The 13,414-nt window shown below is 44.1% G+C and carries 14 protein-coding genes; 10 read left to right on the top strand and 4 right to left on the bottom strand.

The window, feature by feature from the left end; translation table 11 throughout:
* Positions 1–31 precede the first annotated feature (31 nt).
* From pstS to IC571_RS08415, 8 genes are all read left to right on the top strand, one after another.
* Positions 32–1,054, top strand: coding sequence for a phosphate ABC transporter substrate-binding protein PstS (gene pstS, locus IC571_RS08450; protein ID WP_215315966.1), 1,023 nt, complete (start codon positions 32–34; stop codon positions 1,052–1,054).
* A 79-nt stretch (positions 1,055–1,133) separates the two neighbouring features.
* The gene (gene pstC, locus IC571_RS08445) at positions 1,134–2,123 is read left to right on the top strand and encodes a phosphate ABC transporter permease subunit PstC (RefSeq protein ID WP_215315964.1); all 990 of its coding nucleotides are present in this window, start codon (positions 1,134–1,136) and stop codon (positions 2,121–2,123) included.
* Positions 2,120–2,986, top strand: coding sequence for a phosphate ABC transporter permease PstA (gene pstA, locus IC571_RS08440; protein ID WP_215317886.1), 867 nt, complete (start codon positions 2,120–2,122; stop codon positions 2,984–2,986). Before pstC ends, pstA begins: the two co-directional genes overlap by 4 nt.
* Positions 2,987–3,042: 56 nt before the next feature.
* Entirely contained in the window at positions 3,043–3,831 is a 789-nt protein-coding gene (gene pstB / locus IC571_RS08435) for a phosphate ABC transporter ATP-binding protein PstB (RefSeq protein ID WP_215317885.1), read from the top strand.
* A 12-nt stretch (positions 3,832–3,843) separates the two neighbouring features.
* Positions 3,844–4,548: a phosphate signaling complex protein PhoU gene (gene phoU / locus IC571_RS08430; protein WP_215315962.1), complete on the top strand. Its 705-nt coding sequence runs from the start codon at positions 3,844–3,846 to the stop codon at positions 4,546–4,548.
* A gap of 5 nt (positions 4,549–4,553) precedes the next feature.
* Entirely contained in the window at positions 4,554–5,276 is a 723-nt protein-coding gene (gene phoB, locus IC571_RS08425) for a phosphate regulon transcriptional regulator PhoB (RefSeq protein ID WP_215315961.1), read from the top strand.
* 26 nt (positions 5,277–5,302) lie between these two features.
* Positions 5,303–6,604 carry a phosphate regulon sensor histidine kinase PhoR gene (phoR, locus tag IC571_RS08420; protein ID WP_215315959.1) on the top strand — a complete coding sequence of 434 codons (1,302 nt, stop codon included), beginning with the start codon at positions 5,303–5,305 and terminating at the stop codon, positions 6,602–6,604.
* Between the two features lie 11 nt (positions 6,605–6,615).
* Positions 6,616–8,169 carry a Ppx/GppA phosphatase family protein gene (locus IC571_RS08415; RefSeq protein ID WP_251373351.1) on the top strand — a complete coding sequence of 518 codons (1,554 nt, stop codon included), beginning with the start codon at positions 6,616–6,618 and terminating at the stop codon, positions 8,167–8,169.
* On the opposite strand, the gene IC571_RS08410 is transcribed toward IC571_RS08415, so the two are convergent.
* The 4 genes from IC571_RS08410 to IC571_RS08395 are packed head-to-tail and all read right to left on the bottom strand — an operon-like array spanning position 8,170 to position 11,376.
* On the bottom strand, positions 8,170–9,093 hold the full coding sequence (locus IC571_RS08410; protein WP_251373348.1) for a GNAT family N-acetyltransferase: 924 nt from the start codon (positions 9,091–9,093) through the stop codon (positions 8,170–8,172).
* A 34-nt stretch (positions 9,094–9,127) separates the two neighbouring features.
* On the bottom strand, positions 9,128–9,532 hold the full coding sequence (locus IC571_RS08405) for a diacylglycerol kinase (RefSeq protein WP_215315957.1): 405 nt from the start codon (positions 9,530–9,532) through the stop codon (positions 9,128–9,130).
* 12 nt (positions 9,533–9,544) lie between these two features.
* A complete protein-coding gene (locus IC571_RS08400; RefSeq protein WP_215315955.1) occupies positions 9,545–10,573 on the bottom strand; it encodes a glycosyltransferase family 1 protein in 1,029 nt (342 codons plus the stop codon).
* Positions 10,573–11,376, bottom strand: coding sequence for a UDP-2,3-diacylglucosamine diphosphatase (locus tag IC571_RS08395; protein ID WP_215317882.1), 804 nt, complete (start codon positions 11,374–11,376; stop codon positions 10,573–10,575). Before IC571_RS08395 ends, IC571_RS08400 begins: the two co-directional genes overlap by 1 nt.
* A gap of 107 nt (positions 11,377–11,483) precedes the next feature.
* Between IC571_RS08395 and IC571_RS08390 the strand changes: the two genes are divergently transcribed.
* Complete coding sequence (locus IC571_RS08390; protein ID WP_215315953.1) at positions 11,484–12,278, top strand: 1-acyl-sn-glycerol-3-phosphate acyltransferase; 795 nt, start codon at positions 11,484–11,486, stop codon at positions 12,276–12,278.
* 48 nt (positions 12,279–12,326) lie between these two features.
* Positions 12,327–13,232: a polyphosphate kinase 2 gene (gene ppk2 / locus IC571_RS08385; RefSeq protein WP_215315951.1), complete on the top strand. Its 906-nt coding sequence runs from the start codon at positions 12,327–12,329 to the stop codon at positions 13,230–13,232.
* Positions 13,233–13,414 lie beyond the last annotated feature (182 nt).

The following is a 13,414-nucleotide window of genomic DNA, read 5'->3' as shown; positions in this document are numbered from 1 at the left end:
GCAAATGCGCATATATCTAAGGACCGGTTTAATGAAATCTTTCTTGAAAAAAGCCCTCGTAATTGGTGCTATTTCACTTGCTCCAGCAGTTTTCGCGGTAGATATGACAGGCGCGGGTGCTACTTTCCCGTACCCAATTTACGCAAAATGGGCAGAAGCATATAAAGCAAAGACCGGCTCAAACTTAAATTACCAGTCGATCGGCTCATCTGGCGGTATTAAGCAGATCAAAGCCAAGACAGTGGATTTTGGTGCCACCGATAATCCAGTCAAATTTTCCGATTTAGAGGCTGATGGCCTTGTACAGTTCCCCGCCATTATTGGTGGCGTTGTTCCGGTGATCAACGTAGATGGTGTTAAGCCAGGCGAAATCAAATTAGATGGCCCAACACTTGCGGATATTTTCCAAGGTGTGATTTCCGATTGGGGTGATAAGCGTATTGCCATCATGAACCCTGGAGTCAAAATTCCATCAGGTCCAATTACTGTAGTGGTTCGTGCGGACGGATCTGGTACTACAGCGATTTTTACAGACTACTTGGCAAAAACTAGTTCCTTATTTAAAGACTCTGTTGGTGCTGGCGCTTCTGTAAAGTGGCCTGCAGCCTCTACAGTGGGCGGTAAGGGTAATGAGGGCGTTGCCGCAAACGTGACTCGAGTTAAAAATGCGATTGGTTACGTTGAGTACGCCTATGCCAAGAAAAACAAGATGACCTTTATTTCTCTTAAAAATAAAGATGGTCAATTTGTAGCGCCTGATGACTTAACATTCTCTGCTGCAGCGGCAAGCACAGATTGGTCTGCTGTTCCTGGTATGGGCACTTTTATTACAAATGCTCCAGGCGCTAAATCTTGGCCAATCACAGGTGCTTCATTCATCTTGATCTACAAAAATCCTGAAAACAAGACCAATGTTGCGGAAGTCATTAAGTTCTTCGACTTTGCGTTCAAGGATGGCAAGAAAATGGCTGAAGATCTTGACTACGTGCCAATGCCAGATAAGACAACTGACTTCATTCGTAAGAATGTATTCACCAAAATTGTAGTGAAGTAATTGTCAATCTAATGTCAACTTGATCAAATAAGGCGGCGCTACCAAGTTAGTGTCGCCTGATCAATAAGTGCAAATCAAAATGAACAACAGCGCTCAGCAATATTCCGCTCCAACTGCACAAGCGCTGAGAATCGCCAAGATCCAAAGGATCCAAGATTTTCTGTTTCATCGCATTACCCAATTCTTTGCCTGTAGTGTCTTAATTGCTTTGTTAGGCATCATTATTTCTTTGATCATCAATGCATGGCCTGCCTTGCATACCTTTGGCCTGGGATTTTTCTTTACGCAAGAGTGGGATATTGTTAATGGCGAGTTTGGTGGCTTGATTGCTATCTACGGAACGCTCGTTACCTCGCTGATTGCGCTCTTGATTGCTGTACCGCTGAGTTTTGGAATCGCCGTCTTTTTAACTGAACTATGTCCTGGTCCGTTGCGCAGACCATTGGGCACAGCTGTAGAGCTTCTAGCCGCTGTTCCTTCGATTATTTACGGCATGTTTGGTTTGTTTATATTTGCCCCATTGTTTGCTGAATATGTTGAACCCGCATTGGCTGCAACACTTGGCAAGATGCCTGGCTTAGGTATTTTATTTTCAGGCGCATTCAATGGTATTGGGGTGTTGTGTGCCGGATTAATTTTGGCGATGATGATTTTGCCTTTTATCTCATCAGTCATGCGAGATGTATTTGAAATTGTTCCTCCAGTTCTCAAGGAGTCTGCTTATGGCATAGGCTGCACTACTTGGGAGGTAGTAAAAAATGTCGTGCTGCCATATACGAAAGCCGGTGTTATTGGTGGTGTGATGCTGGGTCTGGGTCGAGCCCTCGGTGAAACTATGGCGGTCACCTTTGTGATCGGTAATTCACAACGCTTATCTGCCTCACTATTTGCTCCAGGCACGTCTATTGCTTCAACACTTGCCAATGAATTTGGTGAAGCAGAGGCTGGCAATCATTTGTCTTCACTCTTTGCATTGGGTTTGGCACTATTCATTATTACCTTCATTGTTTTGGCATGCGCTAAATGGATGCTGAACAATATGGAAAAGAAGCAAGGTCTGAAGTCATGAACAAGGCTAACAACATTAATCCTGCGGTATTTGCTCGCCGTAAGCGAACAAACAAGATTGGGTTGGCTCTATCTATGAGTGCCATGGGTCTGGGCATGATTTTCTTATTCTGGATTTTGAGCGTCTTATTGATTAAGGGATTTTCTTCGATTGATTTTTCTCTTTTCACGCATAGCACGCCCGCCCCTGGGTCTGAGGGTGGTGGATTGGCTAATGCGATTGTTGGTAGCCTCATGATCATTGGCTGCTGCACTTTAATTAGCACCCCTGTTGGTGTATTGGCCGGCGTCTATCTTTCTGAGTATGGTGATCGCAGTAAGGTTGCGGCTACAACCCGATTTGTTACGGACATCATGTTATCTGCGCCCTCGATTGTGATTGGCTTATTTGTTTATGCCTTTGTCGTGGCGCAGGCAAAACATTTTTCCGGATGGGCGGGAACGATTGCCTTGGCATTAATTGCGATACCGGTAGTTGTCAGAACAACGGAGAATATGCTGCGCTTGGTTCCTGGGAGTTTGCGCGAAGCAGCGTATGCCTTAGGGGCGCCAAAGTGGAAAGTAGCTTTCATGATTACTTTGCGAGCTGCGCAAAGCGGTGTCATGACGGGAATTTTGCTCGCACTCGCGCGAGTCAGTGGTGAAACTGCACCACTCTTATTTACAGCCCTGAATAACCAATTCTTCTCAACCAATATGAATGCACCAATGGCGAACTTGCCAGTGGTGATCTTTCAGTTTGCGATGAGCCCATATGACAACTGGGTAAATTTGGCATGGGGCGGAGCGCTATTAATTACGTTTGCTGTCCTTGGATTAAATATCTTGGCTCGCGTTGTATTTCGAGACAAGGTTAAGGCGTGACAAGCAATATGAGAACAATGTTTGACTTAAATCAGCTTGATGGTCAAGGGGGTGTAATGAATACGGGTAGTCAAGAACCGCAAAATACTGCTGTGAATGCGATCGAAGTCAGGAATCTGAATTTCTTCTACGGCTCATTCCAGGGTTTAAAGAAAATTAATCTGGATATCGAGCAAGGCAAGGTTACCGCCTTTATTGGGCCATCTGGTTGCGGCAAATCCACTCTGCTAAGAACGTTAAACCGGATGTATGACTTGTATCCAGGTCAGCGAGCAGAAGGTGAAATTAACTTTTATGGCCAAAATATCCTTGAGCCAGGCTTAGATTTAAATCTATTGCGCTCTAGGATCGGCATGGTCTTTCAAAAACCAACTCCATTCCCGATGTCGATTTATGAAAACATCGCTTTTGGTGTGCGCCTCTACGAAAAGCTCTCTCGTTCTGAAATGGACGAGCGTGTTGAATGGGCCTTAAATAAAGCAGCCCTATGGAGCGAGGTCAAGGATAAGCTCAATCAAAGTGGCTTATCTCTATCTGGGGGTCAGCAGCAACGTTTGTGTATCGCTAGAGGTGTGGCTGTAAAGCCTTCAGTCATTCTGTTGGATGAGCCGACTTCAGCCTTAGATCCGATATCTACCGGTAAGGTCGAAGAACTGATTCATGAGCTGAAAAATGACTACACTATTGCTATCGTTACACACAATATGCAGCAAGCGGCTCGGGTATCAGACTATACGGCGTATATGTATTTAGGAAGTCTTATTGAATACGGTAAGACGGATGAGATCTTTATTAAGCCAAAACGAAAAGAGACCGAAGACTACATTACTGGTCGATTTGGTTAACAGGAGACGACTATGCCAGATAAACATTTATCCTCACAATTTGATGCTGATCTGAATTCTTTATCTAGTCGCCTGTTGGAGATGGGCGGCTTGGTGGAGTCTCAAATTGCAACGGCTATGCGCGCATTCACGCAAATGGATGTTGATACTTGCAATGTAGTTATTGAGAATGAAAAATTAGTAAACGATCTAGAGATTCAGATCGATCTAGCTTGCACTGAATTAATAGCTCGAAGACAGCCGACTGCACGAGACTTGCGCTTGGTCATGGCAGTATCAAAAGCCATCACGAATTTAGAGAGAGCAGGCGATGAGGCGGAGCGAGTGGCCAAAAGAACAAAACGACTCATTGAGTCTGGTGTAAATAGCAAAATCAATGTAGCTGAAATCCGTTTATCTGGCCAAATGGCGATATCTTTATTAAGACGGAGCTTGGATGCCTTTGCTCGACTCGATACAGTTGCTGCTGCTGAGGTGGTTCAGGAAGATCGTCAGATTGATGAGGAGTTTCGTGCATTTGTGCGTAAACTAATCACCTATATGATGGAAGATCCCCACACAATTACTACAGGCTTGGATATGCTGACAATCGCAAAAGCAATTGAGCGTATTGGCGACCATGCCAAAAATATTGCCGAGTTTGTTATTTATGTTGCCAAAGGATCAGACGTACGTCACATGGCGCATGAGGACCTCATTCGCGAGGCAAGTAAGTAGGATTGATGAGTCAGTCGACCCAGCAAATACTCATTATTGAGGATGAGCCATCTATTGCCGAGTTAATTGCGGTGAACCTAACGCATGCGGGTTATGCGGTAAGTAGGGCGATGCAGTCGGATGAAGCATTATCCATGCTGACTACTCAAGCACCTGATTTGATCGTGCTCGATTGGATGTTGCCCGGTAAATCCGGTGTCCAATTTGCTAAAGAGCTCCGTGCAAATGAAAAGTACAAAGATATCCCAATTTTGATGTTAACCGCCAAGGGCGAAGAGGTTGATAAAGTGACTGGCTTAGATGCTGGTGCCGATGATTATGTGACAAAGCCTTTTTCACCCAAAGAGTTGATTGCCAGAGTAAAAGCGCTTTTAAGAAGATATTCAGTGGCATCAGAAGAAGGGCCATTAATTGTGGGCCCCATGAGTCTTGATGCCATCACGCATCGAATTGCTATTCACTGGCCCAATCAGGACGTTAAAAATTTAGCTTTGGGTCCTACGGAATTTCGGCTCCTGAATTTCCTCATGGCCAATCCAGAACGGGTGCACTCAAGAGCCAATTTGCTTGATCATGTATGGGGTAACGAGGCATATATTGAGGAGCGGACGGTAGACGTTCATGTGAAACGACTCAGAGCAGCGCTAGCCCCATTTGATTGTGATCAGTTTATTGAAACTGTTCGGGGCAGTGGATACCGTATTACCAAAACACCACTTTCCCAATAAATCTCCTCATGCTCTAAGATGATGGCATGTTGGCTGTAATTACCCGATATCTCACTATTTTGGCGGTTGCGATTCTATTCGCATGGCTTGCTAACGGCTTTTGGGGGCAATACGCTGCTTTTGTAGCTGGCTTAGGTGTTTTATCGGTACCCCTTATCTATGCCTACTTTAATTTGGCAAGACTTCAAAAGTTTATTTTGCTAAATCGCGTAGAGGCGCTGCCTGCTGCTAGCGGATTGTGGGGAGAAGTTTTCTCTCGTCTTGAAAGATTGGTCCGCAATATGAAGGGCCAGGTTCGCAATATTGAGAAGCAGCACGAGCGCTTTATTCAAGCATTTCAGGCATCCCCAAATGGAATCATCATGCTGGATGACCAGGATCAAATTGAATGGTGCAATTCGATTGCTGAACATTTCTTCGGCCTGAACTTTAAGAGTGATGCCTTACAAAAAATCAATTTTCTCATTAGAAGACCAGAATTTATTCGCTATTTAAATGATCGATTGTTTGATGAGCCATTGCTCATTGAGCAAATGGGGCCATCAGCCAATCTATCTCTATTGCTCCAGGCTTTTCCATTTGCCGAGAATCGCCGTTTATTGCTAGTTCAAGATGTAACAGATTTGCGTAAAGCTGAAGCAATGCGCCGGGACTTCGTTGCTAATGTCTCTCATGAAATGCGCACTCCGCTCACCGTCATGATGGGATTTTTGGAGACTGTGCAGACTTTAGATCTAGAGGAGGCTCAAAAAGAGCAATACCTTGAGATGATGATGACTCAAGCAAGGCGTATGAAAAACCTTGTAGAGGACTTATTGACTTTGGCGAACTTAGAAGCAAATACCTTGCCAGCACCAAATCAAAAGGTGCAAATGAGCACTATCTTTGCCTTATTAAAAAATGATGCTGAGGCTTTATCTCAGTCTAAGCATGCTTTGAAATTCACTACAGATAATGATCTCAATATTCTGGGTGATGAGCGTGAGTTGCTTTCTGCATTTGGCAATTTAGTATCTAACGCTGTTCGGTATACCCCTGAAGGCGGAAAAATTGATGTCAGTTGGTCTGTTTCAGACCAGGGTCAAGGAGTATTTGCGGTAAAAGACAGTGGTCCAGGGATTCCCGCTGAACATTTGCCGCGCTTAACCGAGCGCTTTTATCGCGTTGATCGCAGTCGCTCTCGCGAGACTGGTGGTACAGGACTTGGCTTGGCAATTGTCAAACACATTGCAAATCGACATCAGGCGCAACTGTTAATAGAGAGTACTCCTGGAAATGGCAGTACTTTTAAGCTCATTTTTCCGTTGGATAGACTTATTTCTTCTTAAAGAATTTACAAGTGAATTTATCCATCGCTAATCAGGAGCAAGAATTTGTTGCTGCAGTTGATCTCGGATCAAATAGTTTGAGGTTGCTGGTCGCCCAGGTTATTGACACACCATCCGGAACGCAATTGAGGCCCATCGATACTTTACGTGAAACGGTCCGTTTGGCTGCAGGTTTGACTGAAGGTAAGATTCTTGGGAATGACGCTTATCAACGAGGGTTGGTAGCGATTCGCCGTTTCGGTGAGCGTATTCGTGGATTTAACCCAGCCAATGTGAGGGCTGTTGCAACCAATACTTTGAGGGTTGCAAAGAATGCAGCTCAATTTGTGGCGGACGCTGAAAAAGTTCTAGGTTTTCCGATAGAAGTGATTGCAGGTGTAGAAGAAGCGCGACTCATTTATATTGGTGCGGCTCATGAAGTCCAGGCAGTGCCAGGCAATAGATTGGTTGTGGATATTGGCGGTGGATCAACTGAGTTTGTTATTGGTAAAGGATACGAGCCAAAGCAAATGGAGAGCCTTTACATCGGCTGTGTCTCTCATAGTATGCGATTTTTTCCTAAAGGTAATATTGATGCCCATGCATTTAAAGAAGCGGAATTAGCCGCGCGCCGTGAAATACAGGTTATTTCAGGCGCGTACTTAAAGAGTGGTTGGGATCAAGTGATCGGATCCTCCGGAGCTGCTAGGGCACTTGCCGAATTAATTGCTGACAATCAATTGGGTGAGCATGGCGATAGCTTAAGTATGGGGCGCATTAATGGCGCAAGTAGCTTGATCACACGTGATGGATTAAAAAATCTCAAGAAGCACTTGCTGAAGTATGAACACGTGAATCAAGTGGAGTTAATCGGCCTCAAGGATGATCGTAGAGCAGTTTGGCCAGGTGGTTTGGCGATCATGTTGGCGGTGTTTGATGAATTGAATATTGAAAGCATGGAAGTAACCGATGCCGCCCTAAGGCTGGGGGTGCTCTATGACCTATTGGGTCGATCCCAGCATCACGATATGCGCTATGTGACGGTTGAGCAATTTATGCAGCGTTATGCGGTGGATCGCGAGCAAGCCAACAGAGTTGGTAAGTTATCTGCAGAGTTCTTGGCGCAACTACCTGAGCCTAATGTAGAGAGTAGATCTGACAATATCGCTTTATTGCAATGGGCAGCCAATTTGCACGAAATAGGTTTGTCAATCTCTCATAATGGATATCACAAGCATTCGGCATATATTGCTGGGTATGCCGATATGCCAGGTTTCTCTAAAAATGATCAGGCTCGTCTAGCTGCTTTGCTGTTGGGTCACACCGGCAAATTAGGCAAGCTCGCAAACAATTTGGCATTCAATGACTGGCGCATGCTTTTCTGTTTGCGTTTAGCGCATGTATTAAATCGGGGTAGAAGCGATCTCATCCAGCCTCAAGTTAAAGTCTCTGAGACTAAAGGCTCATTTGCGGTAGAGATTTCTAAAGATTGGGCTAAAAGCCATCCGCTGACCGAGTTTAGTTTGCAGAAAGAGGCGGCCGAGTGGGAACGTGTAGGCCGCTCATTCAAGATCATCTCAAAATAATCAAATACCCAAAAAATGCTTGGCGTAACGAGGGTTAATTTCCGAAAGACGTAGCATAGTTAAAACATCTGCAGTGTTAAAGTCAGGATCCCAGGCTGGGGAGCTACAAATTTTTGCGCCTAATTTCAAGTAGCCTTTAATAAGTGGGGGTGGCTGTACATCTAATCCGCCATTCAATTTCTCAAGCGGTAAGGGAAGTTTTGGGAATGCATGAAACTCGGTCGGTGCAATTTGATTTTTGTCTAAAGAGTTATAAAGGCTTGCGGCAAAGTGCCCACCATCAGCCATTGGAATGCTGGCGCAACCTAGCATGATCTCGTAACCATGTTTTTGCATGTATTGTGCTAGGCCGCTCCAGAGCGCCATAATTACAGCGCCCGAACGATAGTCTTGATGTACGCATGATCTTCCCAATTCAACTAATTTAGGGCGAAGGTGATTGAGGCGAGATAAGTCAAATTCGGAGTCAGAGTAAAGCCTCCCTAATTCTTTTGCTTTATGGGGCGGTAGCACTCGATAGGTGCCAACTACCTTTAGGGTATCTTGATCGCGAATGAGTAAATGATCACAATAGGCATCAAACTCATCAACATCTAAGCCATTTGGATTGAAGGGTAAATTTGCTCCCATTTCTTCGGCAAATACTTTGTAACGCAAACGTTGCGCTTCTTTAATTTCCGTAGCATTACTTGCCCAAATAATTTGGAGCGCTGGTTTTTTATCCTTTAAGGCCTGGGGGGCTTTCTTAAGCTCAGGGCTCTCAATTTGTACCCTGGACTTTGTGGCAAATTTTTTGCCAAATAATTTTCTGGCAATTTTTTTGGAAAATTTTTGGAATGGGTGTGTGTTTTTTGCCTTCAGTACCTTAACTTTTTTCCTTGAAAAAATATCAAAAGCACCGATTGGATTGGGTATGTCAGACATAAATATTCTTTCGTTTTGATTGGATGATGAGTTTTTAGTTCTGTAGAAATACGGGCATACAAATGGCAAGCCAGATGAGTAAAGCAATCAATAGGGCTAGCATTACTGCGGCACTGCCAAAGTCTTTGGCTCTTTTCGATAAATCGTGATGCTCGAAAGAAATGCGATCAATCGCTGCCTCTACACTGGAATTGAGTAATTCAATAGCGAGCACCATTAACAAGGAGCTAATCAGCAAGGCCTTCTCTAAATAGCTAATTGATAGCGCTAGTGCAACTGGAGTCAGCAGTACAAGAAGAGTGAGCTCCTGTCTAAATGCGCTCTCTTCTTGAAATGCATAAACTAGACCACACCATGAGTTTTTGGCTGCACGTACCGCCCTTACAAGACCACGATTCCCTTTATGGGGATTCTGGTCAATGTGATAAGGGTGAGTCATGATGTAAATCTCTTAAGCAAGCGCTGTCACATGCACCTCAGGCGAGGGAACGGGTTTTAAGTGCATCGCAAACTGTTCTGAGGCTGCTCTCCAAGAGAACTTTTCTGCATGTGCACGGGCAACTTCACGCGGAATCTTGAGTGCCTCTATACAAGCCTCACGCAAATCATCATGCATAGCCCCAGCTTTTGAGTTTCCTAGCACATCGATAGGGCCGGTTACAGGATAGGCTGCAACTGGTGTGCCGCAAGCCATAGCCTCAAGTAGTACCAAACCAAAGGTGTCTGTCTTGCTCGGAAATACAAATACATCTGCCGCAGCATAGACTTTTGCTAACTCATGTTGCTGTAATACGCCTAGATAATTGATATCTGGGTACTTTTCTTTTATGCCAGCCATGGCTGGACCGTCTCCTACTACCCACTTCGAACCTGGTAAATCGATTTCTAAAAAGGCATTGATATTTTTTTCAATGGCAACTCGACCTACATAAAGAAAGATTGGGTGCGCTGTATTCAGCGCCTTTGATTCTTGCATTTTGAAGATATCTAAGTCGACACCACGTGACCATAGCACCACATTATTGAGACCATATTTTTCTAAGTCTTCTTTAACCACAATGGTGGGTGCCATAACGGCCATAGAGGGGCCATGGAACCAGCGAATGAATGCATAGGTAATAGTCAGCGGTATTCCGGTACGTGCTTTTACATACTCTGGAAAGCGAGTGTGATATGCAGTTGAGAAAGGGAAATTATTTTTAACAGCATAAGATCTGGCGGATAAGCCTAGTGGGCCTTCAGTAGCGATGTGCATAGCATCAGGGGCAAATTCTTTAATGCGTCGCGCCACTTCCTTTCCTGGAAATAAGGACAAGGCAATATCAGGGTAGGTTGGGCATGGAATAGATTTAAATCCAGTCGGTGTAATCATTCTCACTTCATGGCCCATGGCGGTGAGTTCGGCGCAAGTTTGTTTTAGAGTGCGTACTACACCATTCACTTGCGGATCCCATGCATCCGTGATGATCATTATTTTCATTACACAGCCTCTTTTAATAAGGAATCAATTGCGGGTTGGAAGGTAAATTCAGTTGACTCGACTGGCTCACCTTTAATGTGGGGCCAGTGAATAATTTTGAGTTCGCCAGTGTGGGTTTCTACTAAAGCAGTAAGGCTCTCAACCCAATCGCCATCATTGCAGTACAGCAGACCATCGATTTCACGAATTTCTGCTTTATGAATATGCCCACAAACTACGCCATCGCAACCGCGTAGGCGTGCTTCTCTAGCCATGAGGTGTTCAAAATCGGCGATGTAACTTACAGCATTTTTGACTTGATGTTTGAGATATTGGGATAAGGACCAGTACTGCAAGCCCATCTTGACGCGCAACATGTTGAAGTATCTATTGACGTGCAAAATGAAGGAATAAAGGCTGTCACCCACATAGGCAAGCCATTTGGCATATTGCATAACACCATCAAATTGATCGCCATGGGTTACCCATAGTCTTTTGCCATTGGCGGTAGTGTGAATTACCTCTTCAACTACTTTAACGTCGCCAAAAGAGAGTCCAAAAAATTGACGGGCACTCTCGTCATGATTGCCTGGCACATAAATAACTTCTGCACCCTTACGAGCCTTACGTAGCAGCTTCTGAACTACATCGTTATGAGACTGAGGCCAGTAAAAAGATTTTTTGAGTCTCCAGCCATCAATAATGTCGCCCACTAAATAGAATTTCTCGGCTTCATTGTGCTTCAGAAAATCCAGAAGATAATTTGCCTGACACCCGGATGTTCCAAGGTGTACGTCTGATATCCAGATGGCTTTGTAATACATCATGTTTATGTATTAGGCCAAGCTTGTATGAAAATGGCATGACAATTTAAAGTCAGTTTGATGACATCAATAAGTATTTGAATAAATGATTTATATTCTGAATTCTGATGCCATCTTTAAATCAAGCCCCACATACAAAAACACCATTACTGATTCAAAGTTGGTGCTGGTTACGAATTGCTTTGCATGTTGTTTATGGGCTTTTATTGCTGTCTATACGATTTCCATTTGCCCAGCAACGCACTAAAGATCAATACATTCAGTCTTGGTCTTTAACCTTGTTATCGATATTTGGCATTACTCTCAGAATTCGTAATCAAGAAATCTTGCCTTCTACGCCATACATGCTTGCTGCAAATCACATTTCTTGGATGGATATTCATGCGATTAACGCATTTAAGCCTATTCGGTTCGTAGCCAAGTCTGAGGTTGCGAGTTGGCCCATTTTTGGTTGGATGGCAAGGCAGCTAGGGACAGTGTTTATTCGCAGGGATAGTACTCGTCATGGTAAGCATATTGCAGGTGAGTTAGGCACTTTACTGCACCATGAATCTGTTTGTATTTTTCCAGAGGGAACCTCAACATCAGGGGGCAATGCCTTACCATTTAAGCCAAATTTATTTGAAGCGGCAGTATTGGCGAATACTCCAGTTTTCTCTCTAGCCATTTCTTATAAATCTTCTTTAACAAATCAGAGAACGGAAGTCCCTGCATTTATTGGTGATATGGGCTTACTCGAATCGATATGCAATATGTTGAGAGATCGACATTTGCTTGTTGAGTTGGTATTTTTGCTACCAGCTGGCTCGAGCCCGGACTCTCCAAAAGATCGCAAATGGTTGGCTCTACATAGTCAGGAGGCAATCGCAGCCCAACTTTCTAGTGATAATTCCTCCATGTAATAAAAGTGTCACTTTCACTCGTTATAAGTAATGTAGGAGTGAAGGGCAATGAAATCAAAACGTAATGAAATGGCAGAGTGGTACCAACGCGCTCAAGAAGAGATTCTTGACAGCATGGACGAAGAGCTTGAGATGGAGCTCGATGATGATCGCTTATCTCCAGATGGAGATAGTGCTTCTCAAATTCCAAGGGGCTTGTATTTCAAAGAATTATTTCATTTGCAAGGCGAGCTCGTAAAGCTACAAGATTGGGTTGTGGCCAACAAAGTTAAGGTGGCCGTGTTATTTGAAGGTAGGGACTCTGCAGGTAAGGGTGGTGCTATCAAGCGAATTACTCAAAGATTAAATCCTCGGGTATGCAAGGTTGTTGCGTTACCGGCGCCAAATGAGCGTGAAAAGACTCAGTGGTATTTCCAGCGCTATATCTCACAACTGCCTGCGGGCGGCGAAATTGTTTTATTTGACCGTAGTTGGTACAATCGTGCAGGTGTCGAAAAGGTAATGGGTTTCTGTACGAAAAAAGAATATGAAGAGTTCTTGCATACAGTTCCCGATCTAGAGCGGATGATGATTCGCTCAGGAATTATCCTCATTAAATATTGGTTTTCCATCTCTGATGATGAGCAGTACAACCGTTTCATGATGCGCATTCATGATCCTTTGAAACAATGGAAGCTAAGTCCTATGGATTTAGAAGCTCGCAGACTTTGGGAGGCTTACACCAAAGCAAAAGAAACCATGTTAGAGCGCACCCACATTCCAGAGGCACCTTGGTGGGTAGTTGCGGCAAATGACAAGAAAAAAGCACGCTTGAACTGCATCAGCCATCTTCTAGCGCAGATTCCCTATAAAGAAATTGATCATCCAGAAATTAAACTTCCTGCCAGGGTTCATAATCCAGATTACCTTAGAGGCCCTGTACCCCCAGAGATGTATGTGCCTGAGGTTTACTAAGTCATCCGTTTAGCTAGATTCTTTTTATTTAGTGTGTGGACTTTATGGAAAAGCTCCACTAGACTGATATTGCTAACTCAGCAATCCATCAGCCATGAAAATCCGCCCATTCAGATTCTTACTTCTTGTTCTATTGAGTTTTGTAACCGCACATCTGTATTTAACTGCTCATGCAAGTGAAG

The organism is Polynucleobacter sp. MWH-UH2A (assembly GCF_018687195.1).
Lineage (GTDB): Bacteria > Pseudomonadota > Gammaproteobacteria > Burkholderiales > Burkholderiaceae > Polynucleobacter.
Note: the sequence above shows the minus strand (reverse complement) of the source record. Positions and strands in the feature narration are given on the sequence as shown.

What these genes read in the sequence shown, in the direction of transcription:
- pstA (WP_215317886.1), top strand. Translation starts at nt 2,120, where the DNA reads ATGAACAAGGCTAACAACATTAATCCTGCGGTATTTGCTCGCCGTAAG.
- phoU (WP_215315962.1), top strand. Translation starts at nt 3,844, where the DNA reads ATGCCAGATAAACATTTATCCTCACAATTTGATGCTGATCTGAATTCT.
- IC571_RS08410 (WP_251373348.1), bottom strand. Translation starts at nt 9,093, where the DNA reads ATGTCTGACATACCCAATCCAATCGGTGCTTTTGATATTTTTTCAAGG.
- phoR (WP_215315959.1), top strand. Translation starts at nt 5,303, where the DNA reads ATGTTGGCTGTAATTACCCGATATCTCACTATTTTGGCGGTTGCGATT.
- IC571_RS08405 (WP_215315957.1), bottom strand. Translation starts at nt 9,532, where the DNA reads ATGACTCACCCTTATCACATTGACCAGAATCCCCATAAAGGGAATCGT.
- IC571_RS08395 (WP_215317882.1), bottom strand. Translation starts at nt 11,376, where the DNA reads ATGTATTACAAAGCCATCTGGATATCAGACGTACACCTTGGAACATCC.
- pstS (WP_215315966.1), top strand. Translation starts at nt 32, where the DNA reads ATGAAATCTTTCTTGAAAAAAGCCCTCGTAATTGGTGCTATTTCACTT.
- phoB (WP_215315961.1), top strand. Translation starts at nt 4,554, where the DNA reads ATGAGTCAGTCGACCCAGCAAATACTCATTATTGAGGATGAGCCATCT.
- pstB (WP_215317885.1), top strand. Translation starts at nt 3,043, where the DNA reads ATGAATACGGGTAGTCAAGAACCGCAAAATACTGCTGTGAATGCGATC.
- pstC (WP_215315964.1), top strand. Translation starts at nt 1,134, where the DNA reads ATGAACAACAGCGCTCAGCAATATTCCGCTCCAACTGCACAAGCGCTG.
- IC571_RS08400 (WP_215315955.1), bottom strand. Translation starts at nt 10,573, where the DNA reads ATGAAAATAATGATCATCACGGATGCATGGGATCCGCAAGTGAATGGT.
- ppk2 (WP_215315951.1), top strand. Translation starts at nt 12,327, where the DNA reads ATGAAATCAAAACGTAATGAAATGGCAGAGTGGTACCAACGCGCTCAA.
- IC571_RS08390 (WP_215315953.1), top strand. Translation starts at nt 11,484, where the DNA reads ATGCCATCTTTAAATCAAGCCCCACATACAAAAACACCATTACTGATT.